Source organism: Roseofilum sp. KMC-1, assembly GCF_057802075.1.
Genome location: NZ_CM173605.1, coordinates 1,412,151 through 1,435,564, shown reverse-complemented (window position 1 = coordinate 1,435,564; position 23,414 = coordinate 1,412,151). Strand labels below are relative to the sequence as shown.

General features: G+C 44.9%; 19 protein-coding genes and 1 pseudogene. 12 read left to right on the top strand and 8 right to left on the bottom strand.

Features of this window, described 5'->3' with window-relative positions; translation table 11 throughout:
• Position 1: 1 nt before the first annotated feature.
• From AC3FZD_RS06765 to AC3FZD_RS06735, 7 genes are all read left to right on the top strand, one after another.
• Positions 2-766 carry an enoyl-CoA hydratase/isomerase gene (locus tag AC3FZD_RS06765; protein ID WP_488739392.1) on the top strand — a complete coding sequence of 255 codons (765 nt, stop codon included), beginning with the start codon at positions 2-4 and terminating at the stop codon, positions 764-766.
• Positions 754-5,838, top strand: a complete 5,085-nt coding sequence (locus AC3FZD_RS06760) for a polyketide synthase (protein WP_488739391.1) — start codon at positions 754-756, stop codon at positions 5,836-5,838. Before AC3FZD_RS06765 ends, AC3FZD_RS06760 begins: the two co-directional genes overlap by 13 nt.
• Before the next feature lie 162 nt (positions 5,839-6,000).
• Complete coding sequence (locus tag AC3FZD_RS06755; RefSeq protein WP_488739390.1) at positions 6,001-6,522, top strand: lipocalin-like domain-containing protein; 522 nt, start codon at positions 6,001-6,003, stop codon at positions 6,520-6,522.
• Between the two features lie 6 nt (positions 6,523-6,528).
• Entirely contained in the window at positions 6,529-8,040 is a 1,512-nt protein-coding gene (locus AC3FZD_RS06750; RefSeq protein WP_488739389.1) for a flavin-containing monooxygenase, read from the top strand.
• Positions 8,041-8,089: 49 nt separating this feature from the next.
• Entirely contained in the window at positions 8,090-9,559 is a 1,470-nt protein-coding gene (locus tag AC3FZD_RS06745) for a cytochrome P450 (RefSeq protein ID WP_488739388.1), read from the top strand.
• A gap of 141 nt (positions 9,560-9,700) precedes the next feature.
• Positions 9,701-11,587: a flavin-containing monooxygenase gene (locus AC3FZD_RS06740; RefSeq protein ID WP_488739387.1), complete on the top strand. Its 1,887-nt coding sequence runs from the start codon at positions 9,701-9,703 to the stop codon at positions 11,585-11,587.
• Between the two features lie 118 nt (positions 11,588-11,705).
• A complete protein-coding gene (locus AC3FZD_RS06735; protein ID WP_488739386.1) occupies positions 11,706-13,004 on the top strand; it encodes a phthiocerol/phthiodiolone dimycocerosyl transferase family protein in 1,299 nt (432 codons plus the stop codon).
• A gap of 6 nt (positions 13,005-13,010) precedes the next feature.
• Here AC3FZD_RS06735 and AC3FZD_RS06730 read toward each other — a convergent pair whose 3' ends face one another.
• Positions 13,011-13,805 carry a DUF6816 family protein gene (locus AC3FZD_RS06730; protein ID WP_488740287.1) on the bottom strand — a complete coding sequence of 265 codons (795 nt, stop codon included), beginning with the start codon at positions 13,803-13,805 and terminating at the stop codon, positions 13,011-13,013.
• Between the two features lie 18 nt (positions 13,806-13,823).
• A pseudogene (locus tag AC3FZD_RS06725) lies at positions 13,824-13,988 on the bottom strand (PhoH family protein); the annotation flags it as partial.
• A 128-nt stretch (positions 13,989-14,116) separates the two neighbouring features.
• Between AC3FZD_RS06725 and AC3FZD_RS06720 the strand changes: the two are divergent.
• The 4 genes from AC3FZD_RS06720 (at position 14,117) to AC3FZD_RS06705 (ending at position 15,434) form a co-directional block, all read left to right on the top strand.
• Positions 14,117-14,323 (top strand): AbrB/MazE/SpoVT family DNA-binding domain-containing protein, encoded by a 207-nt coding sequence (locus AC3FZD_RS06720; protein ID WP_200669561.1) that lies wholly within the window; start codon positions 14,117-14,119, stop codon positions 14,321-14,323.
• 132 nt (positions 14,324-14,455) lie between these two features.
• Positions 14,456-14,704, top strand: a complete 249-nt coding sequence (locus AC3FZD_RS06715) for a hypothetical protein (RefSeq protein ID WP_488739385.1) — start codon at positions 14,456-14,458, stop codon at positions 14,702-14,704.
• Positions 14,701-15,114: a type II toxin-antitoxin system tRNA(fMet)-specific endonuclease VapC gene (vapC, locus tag AC3FZD_RS06710; protein WP_488739384.1), complete on the top strand. Its 414-nt coding sequence runs from the start codon at positions 14,701-14,703 to the stop codon at positions 15,112-15,114. The genes AC3FZD_RS06715 and vapC overlap by 4 nt, the downstream gene beginning before the upstream one ends.
• A gap of 92 nt (positions 15,115-15,206) precedes the next feature.
• A complete protein-coding gene (locus tag AC3FZD_RS06705) occupies positions 15,207-15,434 on the top strand; it encodes a type II toxin-antitoxin system HicB family antitoxin (RefSeq protein ID WP_283762510.1) in 228 nt (75 codons plus the stop codon).
• A 70-nt stretch (positions 15,435-15,504) separates the two neighbouring features.
• Here the strand turns inward: AC3FZD_RS06705 and AC3FZD_RS06700 are convergent, their stop codons facing one another.
• From AC3FZD_RS06700 to ffh, 4 genes are all read right to left on the bottom strand, one after another.
• Complete coding sequence (locus AC3FZD_RS06700; RefSeq protein ID WP_488739383.1) at positions 15,505-16,470, bottom strand: PhoH family protein; 966 nt, start codon at positions 16,468-16,470, stop codon at positions 15,505-15,507.
• Between the two features lie 45 nt (positions 16,471-16,515).
• Positions 16,516-16,917, bottom strand: a complete 402-nt coding sequence (locus tag AC3FZD_RS06695; protein WP_488739382.1) for a KH domain-containing protein — start codon at positions 16,915-16,917, stop codon at positions 16,516-16,518.
• Positions 16,918-16,921: 4 nt separating this feature from the next.
• Positions 16,922-17,185: a 30S ribosomal protein S16 gene (rpsP, locus tag AC3FZD_RS06690; RefSeq protein WP_283755013.1), complete on the bottom strand. Its 264-nt coding sequence runs from the start codon at positions 17,183-17,185 to the stop codon at positions 16,922-16,924.
• Positions 17,186-17,271: 86 nt separating this feature from the next.
• Entirely contained in the window at positions 17,272-18,714 is a 1,443-nt protein-coding gene (gene ffh, locus AC3FZD_RS06685; RefSeq protein ID WP_488739381.1) for a signal recognition particle protein, read from the bottom strand.
• Between the two features lie 349 nt (positions 18,715-19,063).
• On the opposite strand from ffh, the gene mrdA reads away from it, so the two are divergent.
• On the top strand, positions 19,064-20,857 hold the full coding sequence (gene mrdA, locus AC3FZD_RS06680; RefSeq protein WP_488739380.1) for a penicillin-binding protein 2: 1,794 nt from the start codon (positions 19,064-19,066) through the stop codon (positions 20,855-20,857).
• Positions 20,858-20,872: 15 nt separating this feature from the next.
• Here mrdA and larB read toward each other — a convergent pair whose 3' ends face one another.
• Together larB and AC3FZD_RS06670 are read right to left on the bottom strand one after the other, a co-directional pair.
• Positions 20,873-21,631 carry a nickel pincer cofactor biosynthesis protein LarB gene (larB, locus tag AC3FZD_RS06675; RefSeq protein WP_488739379.1) on the bottom strand — a complete coding sequence of 253 codons (759 nt, stop codon included), beginning with the start codon at positions 21,629-21,631 and terminating at the stop codon, positions 20,873-20,875.
• A 6-nt stretch (positions 21,632-21,637) separates the two neighbouring features.
• Positions 21,638-23,398 (bottom strand): ABC transporter substrate-binding protein, encoded by a 1,761-nt coding sequence (locus AC3FZD_RS06670; RefSeq protein WP_488739378.1) that lies wholly within the window; start codon positions 23,396-23,398, stop codon positions 21,638-21,640.
• Positions 23,399-23,414: the final 16 nt, after the last annotated feature.

The following is a 23,414-nucleotide window of genomic DNA, read 5'->3' as shown; positions in this document are numbered from 1 at the left end:
CATGGACTACCAAACCCTAAAAATCCAGTATCAACCGGCGGTGAAGCGCATTCAGCTTTACCGCCCAGAAGCTCAAAATACCATTAATAGTCAACTAACAGAAGACCTATTATCAGCCCTACAAGCTACTGAAAAAGAAGAGTCGATTAAAATCATTGTTTTGGAAGGCTTGCCGGATGTTTTCTGTACTGGTATGGATTTCCAAGAAATTGCCCAAAATCAAGTGGACGATCCCAAGGAAAGTTCCGAAAACTACTATAATATTTGCCGCTACATGACCGAAAATAGTAAGGTTGTGATCTCATTAGTGCGAGGAAAAGTGCAAGCGGGTGGAGTGGGTTTTGTGGCAGCCAGCGATCTGGTGATTGCCGATGAAACTGCTACGTTTGTGTTATCTGAATTATTATTTGGTTTATTACCCGCTTGTGTGTTGCCCTTTCTAATTCGCAGAATCGGGTTTCATAAAGCCTATCGCTTGGCATTAACGACCCAAGAAATTTCTAGCTCAGAAGCTTATCAATGGGGATTGGTGGACGAATATAGCCCCGATGCTGAAAAGAATTTACGTCAATATTTCCGCCGCTTAAAATATTTACCCACTGAGGGAATTCAACGGTTAAAGCAGTATACTCAGAAGCTGTGGATGATGGATGATGAAACGCAAAATCTAGCTGTAAATACGATTGCTGGATTAGTGGGCGATCGCCAGATTCAAGAAACGATTAGACGCTATGTTCAAGAGGGGGTATTTCCATGGCAAACCTAAATTCAGGAGTCGTTCAACTCTCAGAATTGGGCAATGGTGTTGTTCAGATAACCATGAGCGATCAGGAATACCGCAACACCTTTTCCCAGGGCTTGATTGATGGATTGTATGAGTGTTTTGGTGCAGTTGCCCAAAATGAAACCTACAAAGTAGTGATCTTAACCGGTTATGATAATTATTTCTGTTCGGGAGGAACAAAAGAAGAACTGATTCGCATTCATCGGCGCGAAATCAAGTTTGATGATTTAGATTTTTTTAGAATCGCTCTTGATTGCAAATTGCCCGTTATTTCGGCTATGCAAGGTCATGGTATTGGCGGCGGTTTTGTGTTGGGACTATATGCGGATTTGGTGGTGTTAAGTGAAGAAAGTATTTATACAACCAATTTCATGAAATATGGGTTTACCCCTGGCATGGGATGTACCTTGATTGTCCCCCACAAATTGGGCGGGGGTTTGGGTGCAGAACTGATGTATACGGCTGAAAATTATCGGGGTAAGCAGTTGGCAGAGCGCGGGATTCCCTTCCCCGTCTTGCCCCGAAAAAAAGTATTAAATTATGCCATCAATATGGCCCAGGCGATCGCCGAAAAACCTCGTTTATCCCTAATCACCCTCAAAGAACATTTAACCGCAGAACTTCGAGGCAAATTACCCCAACTCATTGCCCAAGAAGTTGCCATGCATGAAATTACCTTCCATCAACCGGAAGTTGCCGAGCTGATTAATATTCGATTTGGGGAAGGAAATCAAACTAGCGCAGCATCCTTGGTTCAGGAAAAAACATCGGATGAAAAAGATATTTTAACCCAGCTCCAATCTGGGGAACTCTCCTTAGAAGCTGCCGAATCTTTACTCTTAGGAGAAAGTCAGAACGAAGCAGACATTTTAGCCCAACTCCAATCCGGGGAACTCTCCTTAGAAGCTGCCGAATCTTTACTCTTAGGAGAAAGTCAGAGTCAGGAAGACATTTTAAGCCAACTCCAATCCGGGGAACTCTCCTTAGAAGCCGCCGAATCTTTACTCTTAGAAACACCAGAACCCGACATTTTAGAACTACTCCAACAAGGCAGTTTATCCTTAGAGGATGCAGAAAATTTATTACTGTCGGGTTTAGATTTACCTCAAGCATTCCATCAAGATAATCTATCCCAAAATACCGATATTGCCATCATTGGCCTCTCTTGCCGATATCCAGGGGCAAAAAACTGGCAAGAATTCTGGGAAAACCTCAAAAACGGTGTTGATAGTATTGAGGAAGTTTCCCCCGATAAATGGCCCCATGAATCTTGGTACGATCCCGATCCGAATAATCCCCATACCTCCTATTCTAAATGGAGTGGTTTTATCGACGATGTGGATAAATTCGATCCCTTTTTCTTCCAAATTGCGCCTAGTGAAGCGCAATATATGGAGCCTCAACATCGCATTTTCCTAGAAGAAGCCTATCATGCCATTGAGGATGCTGGTTATGCAGCAGATGCTCTCAAAGGTCAATCTTGCGGCGTATTTGTAGGAGCAGCAAATGGGGATTATGCCGAAATTTTACTCCGTTCGGGAACCCATACCAATCGTCAAGTATTAACCGGAAATTCGGTTTCCGTTTTACCCGCTCGGATTGCCTATTTTTTGGATTTGCGCGGCCCCGTGATGGCCATTGAAACCGCCTGTTCCTCCTCCCTCGTTGCCATTCATCAAGCCTGCGAAAGTATCCAGAACGGAGAGTGTGAAATGGCACTAGCGGGTGGGATAGCCCTGATGTTAACCCCAACCCAGAATATTGTCACCAGCCAATATAGAATGCTCTCGCCTCAAGGAAGATGCCGCACGTTTGATGCTTCTGCCTCTGGCATTGTCTGGGGTGAAGGCTGCGGAATTGTGGTATTAAAAGAGTACAGTAAAGCACGGAGAGACGGCGATCGCATCTATGGCATCATTAAAGGCTCTGGCATCAACTACGACGGAAAAACCAACGGCATCACCGCCCCCAGTGGCCAATCTCAACTCAATTTAGAGAAAAAAGTCTATCAAAAATTTGCCATTGATCCCTCCACCATTAGCTATGTAGAAGCTCATGGAACCGGCACTCCATTAGGCGACCCCATCGAAGTTGAAGCCCTCACAGAAGCCTTTTCTAGCCACACAACCGCCAAACAAACTTGCCCCATAGGATCAGTTAAAACCAACATCGGTCATACGGCTTGGGCCGCTGGAGTTGCCAGTGTTATTAAAGCTGTTTTATGCTTAAAAAATCAGCAACTCGTTCCGTCAATTCACTTTAATCAACCCAACCCCCATATTGACTTTACCAACAGCCCCTTTTATGTCAATACCGAACTCAAAGAATGGCAACATCCAGAAGATAAACCCCGACGAGTCGCCGTCAGTTCCCTCGGATTTAGTGGCACAAACGCCCACGCCATCTTAGAAGAAGCGCCCAGGGTTCAACCTCCCGATTTAAACTGTCCCAATCGCCCCCTTCATCTGCTCACCCTATCCGCTAAATCAGAAGCATCTCTACAAGCTCTCATTCGCTCCTATCAGCAGCATCTCGAAACCGCAAGCGATTCAGAAATAGCCCATATTTGTTATAGTGCTAATGTGGGGCGATCGCACTTCAATTACCGACTCGCTATCGTCGCTCAAAACCCACAAGAATTCGCCGAAAAACTGCGCCAGCATCAAACCGGAGAATCCGTTCCTAACTTATTCGCCCAACAGCTCTTAACCACTCGCAAACCCAAAGTCGCCTTCCTCTTCACCGGCCAGGGTTCCCAATACGTTAATATGGGTAAACACCTATATGAAAACTCGCCTATTTTTCGTCAAACGATTGATGAATGCAACCAGATTTTAACCCTGGAATTCAATCAACCCTTACTCCCTATCCTCTATCCAGAAACCTCAACAGAATCATCCTTACTCGACCAAACCCAATATACTCAACCCGCCCTATTCTGCATCGAATACGCCTTAGCAAAACTCTGGCAGTCCTGGGGAATTCAACCCGATATTCTCATGGGTCACAGCGTCGGAGAATATGTAGCTGCTACCCTCGCTGGAGTCTTTAGTTTACGCGATGGACTCAAATTAATTGCCACACGCGGTCAACTCATGCAACAATTACCTGCTGGCGGCACAATGGTTGCAGTCATGGCATCCGCAGACACCATTCACCCCTTCTTAAATTCCCATCCAGATATTGATATTGCTGCCATTAACGGCCCAGAAAGTGTCGTCATTTCTGGAAAATTAGAACCCATCAATACCCTCGTTCAGCAACTACAAAATCAAGGTATTAAAACCAAACAACTGCAAGTCTCCCATGCCTTCCATTCTGCCTTAATGGAACCCATGTTACCCGATTTTGCAACCGTTGCCCATCAAATCACCTACCATCCTCCTCAAATTCCAATTATTTCCAATGTCACCGGATCAGAAATCGATCGACAAATCTGCACACCCCAATATTGGGTCGATCATGTTAGAAATTCCGTCAGATTTGCCCAAGGTATGGATATTTTATCCCAAGAAAAATACGATATTTTTCTTGAAATTGGCCCCCATCCTATCCTGTTAGGAATGGGTCGTCGATGTGTCGATCCAGAATTGGGGATTTGGTTACCCTCTCTGCGTCGTGGAGTAGATGACTGGCAACAAATTCTCTCTAGCTTGGCAGAACTCTATAGCCAAGGCGTTAAAATTGATTGGTGCGGATTTGATCAACCTTATCCTCGCCAGAAAGTCGCCTTACCCCTTTATCCCTTTGAACGTCAACGCTATTGGATTGATGAGCCAAAAAATAACCCGCTTTTCAATGCCTTAAATGCTGAGAATATCGATCATTTAGTCACTCAGATCGAAAAAACCGGCGAACTTTCAGCCAAAGAAGTGAAATTACTCCCCAAACTCCTGAAAATTCTCCAGGCACAAAGCCAGGATAACCCTGAAACTCAAAGTCCATCACAAAGTTCATTACCATCTAAATTAGAAACCCCGATCTCTTCATCGTCTAGCATTCTCCACAAACTCGACCAGACTCCCTTAGAAGAATACACCCATGTTTTACTGGAATACTTGCAAAATCAAGCCCGTAAAATTCTGAAGGTGAGCCATAAGCATCAATTTAATCTACATCAGTCTATCCTAGATTTAGGATTTGATTCTTTGAGTGCCATGGAACTCAAAAATAAAGTTGAAAAAGACTTAAACCTGACTCTACCTGCCAGTAAAATCATGAGCGGCCCCAGCACTTTAGAATTAGCAGAATTAATCGCGGCTTCTCTTCAAGATTCGGCACAATTTTCTCCCACTTCTGAACCGGATAAACATCCAGATTTAAACACTCATTGGATAGCCTATCATCAACCTAAACCCGATGCCTTGGTACGCTTGTTCTGTTTCCATCCTTGGGGTTCGAGTGCCTCCCTATTTAAAGATTGGTCAGCAGAACTGCCTTCACAAATCGAAGTATTACCCATTCAACTCCCCGGTCGTCAACAAAGGATAAACGAACAACCCGTTACTAATTTTGAGCAACTTTTGCAGGTCTTGGGAGATGTTTTACCCCCTTATTTTGATAAGCCTTTTGCCTTCTTCGGTCACAGCATGGGCGCTATTCTTGCTTTTGAACTGGCCCATTTATTGAATAAAAAATACAACGTTCAACCCACACACTTATTTTTAGGTGGAGCTAAACCCCCATCTGACCGGTCTTTCCTCGATCGCCTGGCTGCCCTGTCAGAGGAAGAAAAGTTAGATTACTTTACTAAAGTAGCCGAAATTCCAGCACGAATTTATCAAGACACCTCATTATTTAATGAGTTAATTAAAGTCTTTAAGGCAGATATTGCCCTAATTCAAAGCTATCAACTTTCAGATAAAGAGCCTCTAAGTTGTCCCATTTATAGCTTGAGTGGAATTGACGATCCAGTGGTTACAGAATCAGAACTATCCCAGTGGTCTAAGTATACAAAAGAGCGCTTTCAAATGAAACAGCTACCAGGTAAACATATGTTTTTCCAGCAAAGTCAGAAATTAATTTTAGCGATGATTGAGGAACAATTGTTGTAAGATAAAATGGTTATAGCCTCCTCTGGCTCATTAGCCATGACCAGTCCAAAGCACTATAAATTGATCCTTGAGAAGAAAGTTTCTCTCAGTCCATTGTTAAGTAGCTGATTGTCCATAAAAGGATCAGAAAAATTAATGACAATTTTGCTGTTTTCGATTATAATGCCAGCAATCCCTTATTATCTGAAATTACTCTATCGAGAAATGGTGACTAAAGATCAGTTTGTAGGCACATGGAAACTCCTAGAGTTTAAATCGGTTGACTCAGAACAAAAAAATATTTATCCCATGGGCAAAGATCCACAAGGCTATTTGATATATACAGCAGAGGGGTATATGTCGGTTTCCTTTATGATGAGCGATCGCGCAACCATGGATTTGACTCCGGAAGAAGTACAAGACCTGAAAAACTTGAAACCGGGACTCAAACTGATTCAGCAACTCCCCAAATTTATTAAAGCCACCTTACGCTACTTCAAAGCGAGTAGAAATTATGTCTCTTATTCCGGAACTTACGAAATAAAGGATCAACAAGTGATTCATCATTTAGATGTGAGTTTAATTCCCGATTGGGTGAATACTGATTTAATCCGTAATTTTGAATTTGTAGACGATAAGCTGATCTTGAGTCCTCCAGTAATGGGAGGAGTTTCTTCGTCTCTGACTTGGCAGCGCCTTCATTAATTTACTATGAATCAATCCACTCTCAAATTTACAGAAAAAAACTCTACTTCTAATCAAAATAGTGCCTGTTTAGAAGTCCTAATTATTGGTGCGGGTATTTCTGGTTTATGTATGGGAATTAAGCTCAAAAAAGCCGGTATTAATACCTTCAAAATATTTGAGAAATCCTCTAATCTGGGGGGAACCTGGCATCATAATACCTATCCGGGTTGTGCCTGTGATGTTCCCTCAGTATTATATTCTTTCTCGTTTGAACCTAAATATGACTGGACGGTCAACTATCCCAAGCAAAAAGAAATTTTAAAGTATTTAGAAGACTGTGCAGACAAATATGAAATCACTGACCATATCTGCTTGAATACTCAAATTGCAGGAGCAGTTTTTGATCCAGAAGCTAATCTTTGGACAGTCTCAACCCAGAATGGAGAAGAATTTCAAACTCGCGTCCTCATTAGTGCTTGTGGACAGCTAAACGAACCCAAAATACCCAAACTCGAAGGTTTAGAAACATTTCAGGGCACTCAATTTCATTCCGCTCGCTGGAAGCATGATTATGATTTGAACAATAAAACTGTTGCTGTGATTGGAACCGGTTCTAGTTCCGTCCAGTTTCTGCCGATTATTGCCGAACAAGTGAAAAAACTGATTGTTTTTCATCGCAGCGCCAATTGGGTGATTCCCAAAGTCGATCGCCAGTTCAACAAGTTCGATCATTGGCTCTTCAAAACTTTCCCCATTACTAGCCGAATCTATCGTTGGTTTATTTATCTTTATTTTGAATTTTTATTGGTTACCATCAATCTTCAGAAAGATGGAATTGTGGGCAAGATTGCAGCAATTTGGCTGAATAACTATCGCAGTATGAAGGTTAAAAAAGAGAGTTTAAAGACGGTTCTGAAACCCAAAGATCCCGTTCTCTGTAAACGTTTTTTATTGTCTAATAACTACTATGAAACTCTGCAACGCTCTAATGTAGAAGTTGTATCGATTCCTATTCAAAGGATTACGGAACATTCTATTGTCACTCAAGAGGGTTCCCACTATGATATTGATGCCCTGATTTGGGCAACTGGATTTGAGTCTACCCAGTTTCTAGCTTCCCTCAATATTGTCGGTAAAGAGGGCAAAATTTTACATCAGCAATGGAAAAATGGCGCTCAAGCCTACAAGGGAGTCATGGTTCCAGATTTTCCCAATTTCTTTATGCTCTATGGCCCAAATACTAACTTGGGTTCCAATTCAATTATTTTTATGATTGAATGCCAGAGCCGGTATATTCTTTCTTGTATCCAAATGATGCATCAAAATCAGATATCTCGTTTAGAGGTTAAACCGGATATTTATGCTAAATTCAATCAGAAGTTGCAAGAGAATGCAGCTAAAACCGTGTGGATGAATAGTTGCTCTAGCTGGTATAAAACGGCTGATGGTAAATTGACTAATAACTGGCCCTACTCCTCGGTGCGCTATTGGCTCACTACCCTAAAGGCTAAGGTAGAAGAGTTTAATACATTGTAACCTAACCCTATAATCTAATCCTTATTTAGACCAAACGGAAACTCACATTATGGCGATTAAAGAAAAAATCACAATTCCTGGGCCTTCTTCCTTACCGATGACCGGAGGACTGCCGAATATATGGCGTTTTGCCCAAGACCCCATTGGCTATAGTACCAAAGTATTTGCCCAATATGGTCGGATTGCTTCATTAGTGAAAAACCAAAGCCAGAATCTCTATTCCTCTGATCCCAATTGTCCGGGAACTGTTTTAGCTTACGGGCCAGATATTGTTCAACAAGTTACCTCGCAACATGATATTTATCATAAACATCCCATGTCTGGGAAAGTCTATGGTAAACGCAATGAATCGAAACGTACTCAACCTTTAAAGACTTTTGGTGTTGGACTGTTTGGTGTGAATGGACAACAGCATCTGGATCAAAGAAAATTGATGATGCCCTCGTTCCATCGTAAGAAAATTCAGTCCTATCATGAGGATATGATTTCTTTAACGAATTTGCGGATCAATAACTTGGTTTTAGACCAACCCTGCCGCATTGACCGGTTAATTGAAGGATTAACGATGAGCATTGCTACTCAAACGATGTTTGGGGAGGATATTGAGCAAAAAGACCAAACAGTGGGCGAGATTTTTCAGGAAATCATTGATTACCAAGCGTCTCAACTGAGTAATTTAATTCCTTATGATATTCCTGGATTTCCGTTCTACAATTACTTGAATGTTCTCTTGCGCTATGAAGAGAAAATGAAGGCAATTATTGAGGATAAGAGAGGTAAGTTAGCGGAAGCGAATGATGTGCTTTCTATGCTGATTGAAGCGAGAGATGAAGATAGCGGTTTAAAGCTGACGGAGGAAGAGTTAATTGGCCATATCAGTACGTTATTTTTGGTGGGCCATGAAACAACTTCTAGTTCTCTGACCTGGATTATGTTGTTATTATCCCAATATCCTCAAGTGATGGCCGATCTTCTGGATGAGTTGAAAGGGGTATTAGATGGCAATCCTCCGACTATGGAACAACTGGATAAGTTGCCTTTGTTGGAGCGGGTGATTAAAGAAAGTTTGCGGGTGTTGACTTCCATCCCTTGGAACGGTAGGATTACGTCGGAGGCGACGGAATTAGCGGGGTATGAAATTCCTCAAGGAACGGAAGTTTTGGTGAGTATTTACCATACCCATCACATGCCGGATCTTTATCCGAATCCTGAAGATTTTAAGCCGGAACGGTGGGAAACGATTAATCCATCGATTTATGAGTATAATCCTTTCAGTGCTGGGCCTCGGCTGTGTATTGGTGCTGGGTTTGCAATGATGCAGATGAAGATTATTCTGGCGATGTTACTCCAACATTGCCGTTGGGAATATGTGCCTGGACAAACGATCGATCGCAGTGGGATTATTTCCGTTAAGACTAAGTATGGATTATCGATGATTGCGCGATCGCACGATGGACAGTTTAGCCAGGGCGTGGGTAAAGTCCAAGGGAATGTTAGAGAGATGGTCAATCTCCCCTAGTAGTTATTCTTTATACTAAAATCTAGCCATGCCTTGGTAAAACCCATTGTAGACTTGACAAAAGAAGAGAACATTGATTATAAGTTAAGCAACACTTAATGATTCAGTTCTAACACTTACCTTAGTAAATTAGGAATCATAATGAACAAGATGATTGAAGGAAAACGGGCCTTAGTCGTGGGTGCAGGAATCTCCGGCTTAGTTTCAGCCAAAGAACTCTTAGATGTTGGAATTAAAGACATCACTATTGTAGAAAAAGAACCTGATTTAGGTGGAGTCTGGCGAAAATATTGTTGGAAAAGTGCAACATTAACCTCTTCCAAATGGATGACTGAGTTTGGTTCCTATCCCATCCCCAGCGAGTATCCCGATTTTCTCAAACCCGAACAAATGATGGATTACCTCCGGTCATTTACCAAGCATTTTGGTTTAGAAGAGCGGATGCGCTTTGGGGTTGAAGTTAAGGAAATTGCCCTGCAAGCTGACGGTACTTATCAAGTAACCACTAATCAAGAAACCGATAGTACCTACGATTTTGTAGTCATTAGTACAGGATTGCATGGCAAACCTTCCATTCGTTCAGTTCCTGGCTTAGAAAACTTCAAAGGGAAAGTCATGCATGGCCATTCCTATAAGGAACCCTCAGAATTCAAAGGTAAACGGGTACTCTGCATGGGACTGGGTGAAAGCGGTGTTGGTATCAATTCAGAAATCAGCAGTGTCGCTGCAAAAACTATTGTCTCCGCCGGTGCTTATGTCGGTGCAATTCGCGTTTTTCCTTACAGTAGTAAGCCCTTCGATCAGATTCAGTTTTGGCCCATTGGTAGATTTATGAAAGACTACCAAGAAGTTTTAACTGTTCAACTGAGCTGGATTACACGGCTTCCTGAACCCCTACGTTCCTTTTTCAAAAACTTTCATCCTATTCTTAGAGCTTTTCCCAATGAATGGGTTCCAAAAGCCTATATCCCCAATTATTGGGCAGCCAAATATTGGCCGAAACCCAATAGCAATTTTGGAGATGTGAGTGGCAATCTCACCCGGCCTCAAGCTCCTCCAGATGACATCTTATACTTGGTTAAAACGGGTAAAATTACACCCAAAGGTCGAGTCAAAGAGTTTGATGAAAACAGCGTTTATTTCTGCGATGGAAGCAGTGAAGAAATTGATGTAGTCGTAGCAAATACGGGTTATCAAGCTCCTGTTTCCTTCATAAAATTCCCCAATAACTGGCAATACTTCCATAAGGAATTGTATAAGGGTTCTTTTCATCCAGATATGCCTAATTTAGCCTTTGTCGGCTTAGTGAGGCCCACCATTGGATCAATTCCAGCTATGGCTGAAATGCAAGCACGTCTGGTTGCACAAGTCTTTTCCGGTGAGTTCATATTACCAGAAAAAGAAGTCTTAAGAACACTGATTAAAAAAGAAGCTGATAACCATGCTCGTCAGTCTCCAGAAATGAACGATCGCTGGCCCCATATTTATTTCTTTGATCAATGGATGGAAGACATGGCAGAATTAATTGGCTGTCAGCCGAAACTGAGCCAACATCTAGGATCTTGGAAGAAATTGCAGGCTTACTTCTTTGGAGCGCCTATGCCCCTACGCTTTCGTCAGTATGGGCCAGGTGCTGTAGAAGATGGTTGTGAACGTTATATAGAGCGAGTTGACAAACTCTATGGTCAACCGCCGATGTCCTATGTTCAATTGTACATCATTGGTATGGTATTCTATCCCCATATTCTTAGCATTCTCTTAGGAGCTATCTTCTTCTGGGGTCTTGATTGGTCTGCTCCTCTAAGTGTTGGCCTAGCTGGACTCTTTTGGGTTGCATACATGACCAGTGATGTCTTCCGATTTTTGTTATCCCTACCCACACAAGTGATTACTCAGCAGTGGCTTGAAGATATGCTGCCTTGGGCGAATACCGATCTCAAGTCCATGAGTCCTTTGTTATCGGCTGGCGAAAACATTGACTATAATAATCCTCCCGTATTTGAACGTGATGTGATAGCGAAAACTTAAAATACGATCGCTTTTCTTTGCTCGTTTTCCCACCTCGTACCGGAAATAAAAAGGGATGGGGTGGGACTGTTTTTTGAAGAATTCACAAGATCAAGATTTTTAGAGAGTTAAAACATTCATGAAGTACGATCGCCCATTATGGTCTGATGAACGTGGTCTCGCGCTTATCAATCAATATTCAGGAGGATTTTCAATTGCGGGAATTTTCCAGCTAACTGGTAAAGTTAACCCAGAGAGTTTACGCAAATCCCTGGACTTTATCCAATCGTCTTACCCTCGTTTAAACTGTCGTATCATTGGGGATGCAAAGAACCTTCAATTTAAGGAAGATGAAACACAACCTATTCCCTTAGAAATCCGAAAAGAATCTGATAGTTTATCCTGGCGGGATATACTGTTCAAAGAAGTGAATACTCCCTTACCACGGGATCAATATCTGCTCAAATGTTTCTTAGTCTCTGCACAACATCCTACAGATACCCATTACTTAATTACAATCATTGATCATTGTATTTCTGATGGTCTCTCATTTATGCGTATGAATGATCTGATCCTCAAATACTATGACCAAGCGGAACAAGGTTTAGCTCTAGAACAATCTGAGATTAGCTTCCCAGAAGATGAGATTGATATTTTTTGGCAAAATAGTAATTCCAAAGCTATTTTTTCGAGTTTTATGGCTTGGATCAGACAGCAAATCAATGTGCGTTCTAAGGGAATCAAAAAAATGATTCCGGATCAAAAACTACCTGTGCAACAAAGACAAGGAAATTTTGTTCATCGCTGTTTAGATCTCGATTTAACTCAAAAACTCCTTCAAAGATGCCGAGAAGAAAAAACTCAAGCCAATGGTATGCTTTGTGCGGCGATGTTGTGCAGTGCCTACCAAGATATTTCTCAGAAACCCAATGAAAATTTAAGCCTATCTTGTCAATCTTATGTTGATTTGAGATCCAAAACGAACCCTCGGATTAAAGATGAGCATATGGCGTTAATGGTTTCCTCTGTGTTTTCTTTTCATAAACTTAACAATACAACTCAGTTTTGGGACTTAACCAAAGAGGTTAATGAACAAATCAAAACCCAAATTGATCGAGGCGACTTTCTCAAATATCCTCCCCTTCTAGGAAACTTGATTGAAATGTCTTTCTTAGCGCCAGAAGACTCTACTCAAACGGTATCAGTTACGAATATTGGTAAGGTGAGAGTAAAGAAAAGCTATGGAGAATTACAGGTAAAAACAGCTTGTATTTTTCCGAATATTACGATTTATAGCAATTTAATTGTTTTAACGACATACAAATTCCGAGATCAAATCCAGCTCACGTTTTCTTTTTCCTATCCCTCCATGAGTCTAGAGAGAGTTGAAAAATTTGCCGATCGCGTCGTCACCATTCTCCAGGATGCCGTCACCTAGTTGGAATCACTCCTCCACCGGTGACAAAACCAACTGATAGCGGTATAATCCCACCGGAGTAGAGAGGGCGCGGAAATAGTCCGGATCTTGGGGAGAGAGATAAATGGCCGTAATTTGCTCGGCTTCCACTTCTCCCGTCTCGGTCAAACGATGGTAAGCAGTCGTGGTTTCCACCTCATTGAGATAAATCTGCCCTTGACTGCGAAAGACCTGTTGAGCCATTTCTGTACTGATAAACTCATCCTCACTGGGGGTTTCTGTCTCTCGTCCGGTAATAATAGAGATCAGTTGTTGATCGGAACTCAAGCGGATAATTTGCCGATTGGGATTATCCGGATCGACTTTAACCGATCGCAGCACCCCCTCACCCAAATAAGCACTGGCAATATGGGAGCCATTAAACTCCCGATCCGCCACAATGGGGTTAAAGATCCGATCCAAGGTTTCCCCCCATGACCAACCGGACTCCCCCTGAAAGGGCAATACCCACTCGCTCGCGGGTTGAAAGCGCACCTCAAATTCAATCGGTTGGTGTAAATATTGCCGATTTCCCTCAAAACCAGGAGTCACTAAATCCGGGGCTAAAGGAGCCACCATTTCCTCTAAGGTACTGGTAACCTGCCAAGTCCCTTCCATCCAGTCGGGATAAATCAAGTCCCCTGTAGCCGCCATTACGGGCGGTTTACTGTGCCAATCGGGAAACTGCTGTAGGCGATCGCCCAAAGACCCCGCCCAAACTGGAGAGGCGATCGCCATCCACAGCCAAACCGTCACCCAAAATCCCCTAAAGAGCCTTTTCATACCGCTCATAAGCCGTTACAATCCGTTGTACCAAAGGATGGGTAAATCCGTTTGCGTTACGTCTCCCGTCACCACCATCGGCGATCGAAATCCCAATCTAGTTAACACCATCTTCATCTGCGCCCCAGTCGTATGTTGAGCCTCATCGACAATAATAAACGAATTATTCAAACTGTGACCCCTTGAGGAAGATGTCATATTTTCGATGTAGCAACGAGATGGTGCCCTGCGGCGATTTCCATTTTCTGGTGGGGCACGAAGGTTTATTATTGCCGTAACACACCCCTACTAATTTATCTAGGAGCAGAGTAATGACATTGCGCGAGCAGCTTTTGGACGAGATTAGGCAGCTACCCGAACAAAAGGTGGCTGATGTTTTACATTGGGTGCGTCAACTTCGGGAGCAAGAGCGATTTGATTGGGATGCTTGGTGGATGAGCTTTGGGGCTATTTCAGATGATTTTATGAGCGATCGTAATCAGCCTAGTTTACCGCAGCATGATGATTGGTGTGAGTAAGGCGCATGAAGTATTTACTGGATACCAACATTTGTAGCGATCGCTTTTTCACTTTTAGAAATAGAGTTTAAAATTAGGAGCTAGTGAAGTAAAAACAGCACTAAGAGTGTATTCGTTGACAGGAGAAACCTAATGACCGCAAAAGAACAACTACTAAAAGCAATTGAACAAGTTCCAGATCCTCTACTTGAACAAGTTTTGGACTTTCTGTTATTTATCCAGTCACGACATAACTCTAATCCGATAGAACTCTCCTCCAATCAGCCCAGAAAACGGCAATGGTCGCCCCATTTCTTTGAGCGCACCGCAGGTTCCTGGCAGGGCGAACCCCTCATTAGAGAAGAACAAGGCGAACAACCAGATCGCGATCAACTTTTATGATTTATCTGCTCGATACGAACACCTGCATCCGCTACATCAATCGCTATAGCACCCCGATTATTAGCCGCTTGCAAAGCCTATCTCCTGATGATGTTGCCATCTGTGATGTTGTCAAGTTTGAGCTTTATTATGGTGCATACAACAGTTCACAAATAGAGAGAAATCTGAATACTTTAAGAGAATTTTTCTTAGAATTTCCCAGCCTGCCCTTTGATGGGCCAGCCGCTTCTACCTGTGGTCGTTTGCGCGTTCAACTCAAAGCCAGGGGAAACCCAATTGGAGCCTATGACTTACAAATTGCGGCTATTGCCCTGACCAACAACCTCATTCTTGTGACTCACAATACAAAGGAGTTTGAAAGAGTCGAGGGGTTGTTCCTTGAAGACTGGGAAGATGAAACAATTCAATAAGAAAATACAAACCGTGAAACAAGCTGAAATTAGAAAAAACAGGTAAAACCACTCTAATCACAACGTTGTTTCGGCAGTTTAGAGGAGGATGTATGAAGGATTATCATATCAATATTTTCTACAGCGAAGATGATGAAGGATACATTGCTGATATCCCCGATTTGCAATTTTGCTCTGCCTTTGGTGCAACCCCAACTGAAGCCCTCCAGGAATTAGAAATCGCTAAACAGGCATGGCTAGACACAGCGCGATCGCAAGGCAAACCCGTTCCTCAACCCACCTATCGACCTATTATTTATCAACTCAAAACTGCCTCATGAAACTCACGATACGACAAATTGTCGTATCGCGCCAACCAGACTTTTGCCCAGCGCCAAGCGCTCTATCCCCCTAAAGAGCCTTTTCATACCGCTCATAAGCCGTAACAATCCGTTGTACCAAAGGATGACGCACCACATCGGCTTGGGTCAACTTACAAAACCCAACCCCTTCCACATTCCTTAAAATCTCCTCCGCCACCGCCAACCCCGATCGCTGATGGCCCGGTAAATCCGTTTGCGTCACATCCCCCGTCACCACCATCCGCGATCCAAACCCCAACCGCGTTAACACCATCTTCATCTGGCCCCCAGTCGTATTCTGAGCCTCATCCACAATAATAAACGAATTATTCAAACTGCGACCCCGCATATACGCCAACGGAGCCACCTCAATCACACCCCGCTCCATCAAATTACCAATCTTCTCCGGCTCAATAAACTCATACAGCGCATCATAAAGCGGCCGCAGAAACGGATTCACCTTTTGTTGGAGATCCCCAGGCAAAAAACCCAACTTTTCCCCCGCTTCCACAGCCGGACGAGTTAAAATCAAGCGCTCATACTGATTATCCAGCAGTGCTTTCACCGCCAAAACCGCCGCCAAATAGGTTTTTCCCGTTCCAGCCGGGCCAATACAAAACGTCAAATCCTGAGTTCGCACTGATTCCACATAGCGCTTCTGGGCAAAAGTTTTCGCCCGAATCTCCTCCCCGCGACGGGTACGAGCAAGGACATTTTTCTTGAGATCCTGATGCTCATCCTGCCGGCCCGTATCCAACGCATGGCGGGCCGTCAGCACATCCACACCAGAGAGCAACTTACCCTTACCCCAGAACTCTTCGAGCGATCGCACCAAAGCCAAACATAACTCCACCTGCTTCGCTGTGCCTGAAATCAGCAACTCCTGCCCCCTCAACACCACGGTAGCTCCCGTTTGTTTACTGAGGATTTTCAGGTTCTCGCCCTGAACTCCCGACAATGCGATCGCACTATCAGGACTTGGCAATTCAATCATCGCCTGTTCATTGCCCATCATTCACCGCCAACAGCACCAGCGATCGCCCATCTGCTCTCCCAGTTCTCATCTCTTATAAGGCCCTTGGACGCGAGGTCGTTCCGGTCGAGGTCGTATTGGCCGTTTCCCTGGACTCTTATGTACTCGCAGATCGTCATGGTGTTCATGGTGTTCATGGCGTTCATCAGAAACATGAAACCCACCATACACATCCAAATACACCGACTGTCCAGCCGCCTGAGCCGCCGTTGACAGCACCGTTCGGATCGCCTCTATATTCCGGCCACCTCGACCATACACCTTCGCCTTATCCTTCGGTGAAAACGCCACCCGTATCCACACCAGAGGCTTACTCGTAGACAGCTCACAATCGATCTTCAACTCCTCTGGAAACTCTAGGAACGGATGAATCAGCATCCGCACCAACTCCCAATAATCTGGAGTTGGCGAAGTCGATTGTGTTGTCATCTCATTAGTTTTCCGCAGTTGTTGCTTTGAGTTGTTCAAAGACATTCGCTTTTTCAAGAATGTTACGCACAGTATCAGTCGGTTGAGCGCCTTGTTTTAAGCGCCGTACAATTCCCGGCACATCAAGGCGAGTCTCATCCGTTCTCGGATTATAAAACCCCAACTCTTCCAAAGGACGAGCTTCTCGGCGAGTCGTACTCGGCATCGCCACAATTCGATAGCTCACTTCCCGTTTCTTACCAAACCGTTTCAATCGTAACTTAATCATCGCTTTCCTTCAGCACTACGCTTTTCGATTTTAGACACTAAACTCCTAATCTTACCATTTTTTCCCTCAACAAGAACCCACCCCATTTACAAATTGCCAAACCCCTTCTTCTTCTTTTTCTTCTTCTTAGGCGCTCCACCATACCCTTGCCAACCCGGAGCCGGAGGCCGCCCGCCCCCAAACATTCCCGCACCACCCCCTCCAGGAAATCCCGCCGGTAAACCCGGAAACTGGCCCTGACCCATCTGTTGCATCATCGATCGCATCTTTTGGAAATCACTCACCAGCTTACTCACCTCCTTCTCCGAATGGCCAGACCCCTTAGCAATGCGCCGCCGCCGACTCGGAGAACTCGACAACAAATCCGGATTCTTACGCTCCTCAATGGTCATCGAACCAATCATCGCCTCCGATCGCTTCAACTGCAACTCCCCCTGCTCCAACTGATCCGCATTCAACTTACCCATCCCTGGAATCATCTTCATCAGACCCCCCAGAGACCCCATACTCTTCATCAGCCGCGTCTGCTTCAGAAAATCCGTAAAATCAAACTGGGCCGACAGAATCTTCTCCTGCATCTTGGCCGCATCAGCCAAATCCACCTCTTCCTGAGCCTTCTCCACCAGCGTCAGCACATCCCCCATCCCCAAAATCCGAGAAGCCATCCGCTCCGGGTAAAACGGTTGTAGAGCCTCCACCTTCTCCCCAACCCCAATAAACTTAATCGGTTTCCCCGAAATCCGCCGCACCGATAGGGCTGCCCCCCCGCGACTATCCCCATCCATTTTCGTCAGGATAGCCCCCGTAATCCCAATCTGCTCGTGGAACGTATGGGTCAGATTCGCCGCCTCCTGACCCATCATCGCATCCACCACCAACAGCGTCTCCTGGGGATTCACCGCCGCCTTAATGTCTGCTAACTCCGCCATCATATCGGCATCAATTTGCAGCCGACCCGCCGTATCAATAATGACCGTATCAATCCCCTCAGCCTTGGCCTTCTCTACCCCTTGCCGGGCAATTTCCACCGGATTGGCATCCGACCCTAGCTCAAACACCGGCACATCAATCTGTTTGCCCAACGTCATCAACTGATCGATCGCCGCCGGACGATAGACATCTGTGGCCACCAGCAGACATGAGCTATCCTGTTTCCGCAAATACAACGCCAACTTCGCCGAAGCCGTCGTTTTCCCCGTTCCTTGCAATCCCGCCATCAATACCACGGTCGGAGCCTTTTGAGCTTGGGCTAGGGGTTCATTCTCTCCCCCCATCACCGCCACCAGCTCATCATAAACAATCTTGATAAACTGCTGATCCGGGCGTACCCCGCTCACCACTTCCGCCCCTTGAGCCTTGGACTCTACCTCAGCAATAAAGTTTTTCACCACTTGCAGATTCACATCCGCTTCCAACAAGGCGCGACGGACTTCCCGCAAGGCTTCCTTAATATTGTTCTGACTAATCTTATCTTGTCCCCGGAGGCTTTTCCAGGCAGACTCTAGGCGATCGGCGAGGGCATCAAACATATATTATTAATGATCTATTCACTCAGGTTAAGCATTCAATTTAGGTGCAATTTAGGCACAATGGAAACCCCATGCGCCCATCACTGACCTGAGAGCATTTTAGCGGAGGGTTTGGTTGCCTCGCAATCGAGTTGCCCGATCGCCAGAATCTATTGCTTACCATATATCAGAATATTTGTCAATACAAAATGAATGAACTGTAAGAAATCTTTTGAATTTAAGTAAAATTGCTCTACAATTAAACACTGAAAACCTTAAATTGCCTCAACCTCCCTTGGCGCGATCGATTAACCTGTTAATCTATAACCTTTGGTGCTTCATCTCCTAACCCTTTAAGATCAAATACTTTATGCTCTTAACCAAGTCCCGTTCCATTCCCACAACCCACACCACAGAGCGTACCGTTGGGCGTAACTACCAAGGATTAGTCCTCTTACTTCTAATTACCCTCGGCTTGATCGGGGGTATGGGGACTCGGCTCATGTATCTGCAACTGCTCCAAGGGAAAACCTACGAACAAGAAGCCAAAAATAACCGCATTCGCGTCATTCCCAAACATCCCGGAAGAGGTAAAATCCTCGATCGCCATGGCAAGATTCTGGCCGGTAGTAGCCTTTCTCACTCCGTCTATCTTTGGCCCCTCGCCAGTCGTAAAACCGAATGGCCCACCACCCTCAAACGGCTCTCGGAAATCCTCAACATTCCCGAATCAGAAATCCAAAACCGCCTCGATCAAGCCGAATACACCTCTCCCTATCTGTTGCGGATTGCCAGAGGACTCACCCCCGAAGAAGTAACGGCCCTAGCCGAATATAGCCGAGAACTCGAAGGCATAGAAGTCGATGTAGAAGCAGCACGGGAATATCCCTATAAAGAAGTCGCTTCTCATGTCTTAGGCTATACCGGAGAAGTCAATGAAGAAGACTTAGAAAAAACAGAACATCAAGGTTACCGCTTGGGCGATATTATCGGACAAATGGGAATTGAAGCCGCCCTAGAAAAACAACTGCGCGGAGGATGGGGGGGCCGAGAAGTGGAAGTCGATAGTCAAGGACAAGTGGTACGCATCCTCGACCATAAAGCGGCTAAATCGGGGGATGATGTGCGGCTGACCCTGGACTTAGACCTCCAGCTTGCAGCAGAAGAGGCTCTAGGAGACAATAAAGGGGCGATCGTGGCCATGAATCCCCAAAATGGCGAAGTTCTAGCCATGGCCAGCAATCCCAAATTTGACCCCAATATCTTCTCTGGCCGGATTAGCGAGACAGAGTGGAAAAAACTGCAAGGCAAAGACCATCCCTTTGTTAACCGCGCCCTGCAAGGCTTTCCCCCAGCTTCAACCTTCAAGATTGTGACCACCGCAGCAGCTATTGAATCCGGTGTATTCTCCCCCGACACCGTTTTGGGAACCTATCCCTATATTCAGGTGGGTGGGATTCAATTTTGGGACTGGAACCGGGCTGGTTTTGGGCCATTAGATTTCCCTGGAGCCATGGCCTGGAGTAGTGACACCTTTTTCTATCAAATTGCCCAAGGGATTGGCGGAGAAACCCTAATCGAATGGACGCGCAAATTTGGATTTGGGCGCAAAACGGGGATTGAATTAGAGCGGGAAGAAGCGGCCGGTTTAGTTGCTGATGATGCTTGGAAGCGAGAAAATATAGGGTATGAATGGTTTGTTGGGGATACGGTTAATATGTCCATTGGCCAAGGATTTTTATTGGCTTCTCCCCTACAAGTGGCAGTCATGTTTGCGGTGGCCGCTAATGGTGGAGATTTAGTGAAACCACACTTAGTGAAACAAGATGGAGATGATCATATTTGGCGTGAGTCTCTAGATATGAGTCCAACGACCGTCAAAATCTTGCAAGATGGGTTAAGCCAAGTGGTGAGTGCGGGAACGGGAACTGAGATGAATACTCTTTCCTTACCCCCTAATGCAGGTAAAACAGGGACGGCTGAAGATCCTCCCCGTTTATCCCATGCTTGGTATGGGGGTTATGCTCCTTTAGATAATCCAGAAGTGGTGATTGTGGCCTTTGGGGAAAACTCTGGAGGGGGAGGTGGTAAGTTTGCTGCTCCTAAAGTACGTCAAGTGATGGAGGCTTATTTTGAACTCAAGAAACAGCGTCAGGCAGAGTAATTAAGATTGAATTCTCTATAACCGTTGGGCCGTTCTGAGGATTTGACCGGCTAAAATGGCGGCTCCAAACCCATTGTCAATATTGACGACTCCGATACCTGCGGCACAGGAGTTGAGCATGGTGAGTAGGGGAGCTAACCCGTTAAAGCTGGCTCCATAACCGATGCTGGTGGGTACGGCAATGACGGGACATCCGACTAAACCCGCGACGACACTGGGTAGAGCGCCTTCCATACCAGCGACGACAATTAAGACATGGGCTTGGTCTAAAACGGCACGATTGCTGAGGAGGCGATGGATACCGGCAACTCCGACATCCCAAAGCCGTTGGACACGAAATCCTGAGAGTTCGGCGGTAATGGCGGCTTCTTCGGCAACGGGTAAATCGGCGGTTCCCGCAGAAAGAATACCGATGATACCGGGGTGATGAATTTGGGGAGTCCCGATTGCACAAATCCGAGCCATGGGATAGTAGATCAGATGGGGTACGCGATCGTCTATTTGTTGATAGACATCGGGTTCAATGCGAGTGGCCATCACTACCGAGTTTTTCTGGCGTAGGCTATTCATAATCTGGGCGATTTGATCGGGGGTTTTTCCGGGCCCCCAGATCGCCTCTGGAAAACCAGTTCTCAGGGTGCGATGATGGTCAATGCGAGCAAATTCTCCGACCGGTTCAAAATCAAAGTATTTGAGCTTATTGAGGGCCGTTTCTGGGGTGATTTCACCTCCAGCTACAGCTTTTAAAAGGGCGCGTAATTCTTGATTACTCATGACTTATTACTCATCCACAATTCGCAGTTCGTTGATATTCCACAATGCGCCACCGAGGGCAGAATATTGAATGGGTTGAATGCGATCGCGCACAGCCGTCATTGAGAGTTGATTGACTAAATAAATATAGGGCAAATTTTCTTTAATGAGTTGCTGAACTTCTCCATAAATTTGCTTACGCTTATTTTCATCTAATTCTTGCGCTCCTTTAATGTAGAGATCGGCAATTTTTTGCTCCCAAGGGTCAGGTTTCCAGCCTTGGATGGGGGGTTGTCCGGGTTGGGGTTGTTGATTAAAACTATGTAAGGAACCATCCAAAGACCAGACATTGGCGCTATTATTGGGTTCAACTCCACCCCCTCCAAAACCTATAATATGGGCATCCCAATCTAGGGTATTACCGAGTTTATCGACTAGGGTACTAAAGGCGATGGGTTGGAAATCGACTTGAATGCCAATTTGGCTTAAATCTTGTTTTATTTGTACCCCTAATGCTTCTCTAATTTTATTGCCTGCATTGGTGAGAAGGGTAAAGCGCACGGGATTACCGCGATCGTCTTCTAATTGTCCCTGGCTGTTATACTTAAACCCAGCTTCTTGTAAGAGGGATTTGGCTTTTTCCTGATTGAATTCATAGATTTTTAAACCTTCTTCTGGGGAGAGATAGTAGGGACTTTGCACGGGAATGTTAGAATACTGGGGTTCTCCTAAGCCTTGATAGATATTATTGACCATGGTTTGTCGGTCGATGGAGTAGGCGATCGCCTGGCGAAATTTCACCTCATTAAACCATCGGGATTTGACGGGATCGACCAATGGCTTGCCATCGCGACTGGCTTTGTTCAAATTAAAGGTAACAAAGACAGAACTGAGGGTGGGTTCTCTGCCATAAATTGTAAATTTGCCCCGCTCTTCTTCTTTTTTGAGCAAGGAAAAATAGTCAGGAGAAACATCGACTAAATCTAAACTGCCGGAACGAAATTGCAGAAAGTTGGTATCGGTGGATTCTACAATTTGCCAAATAATCCGTTCAATATAGGGGAGGCGATCGCCCTGTTCATCTTTTTGCCAATAGTAGGGATTACGCTTAAAAATTACCCGTTGGGTGGTATTATATCGCTCTAGTTGATAGGCTCCATTCACCACAATTTTTTCTACTGGTGTGTCTGTACCCCAAGTGGAGAGGAAGATGGGATTGCCTTGGGAGTCTTTGGTTTCTATGGTAGATTTTAAGACATGGGCGGGTAAAACCGGTAAGCCGGTACTGCGTAAAAAGGGGGCAAAGGGTTCAGGAATTGTAAACTCGACTTGGCGATCGTCTAATTTTCTGACAGTAGGTAGAGCGCGACTTTCCCCAATCAGCAGTACAAATCGGGCGGAGGTGGGAATAGCATCATTGAGATATACATCGTTGTAGCTAAATACCACATCATCAGCCGTGAGGGGATGGCCATCTGACCATTGCAAACCCTCCCGGAGGGTAAAGACAATGCGCTTACCTTCATTGGAGATTTGCCAAGATTCGGCTAATCCCGGTTCAATGGCTCCGGTTAATCCATTGGTCTCTACCAGTCCTTCATAAGTGAGTCCAAAAATGTTGGGAGATTCTTGACTGAGGGCGTAGTTAAAGGTTTTGGGATCGCTGAGAATGGCTTGCACCAGTTGGGGCACTTCGGCGGCAGAGGTGCGAAACTGAGTAGGACTACAGGCGGATAAGGCGATCGCCATTACTGCTATTACCACTCCTATCCATCGACGATATCCCATCACCATATGCCTGTAT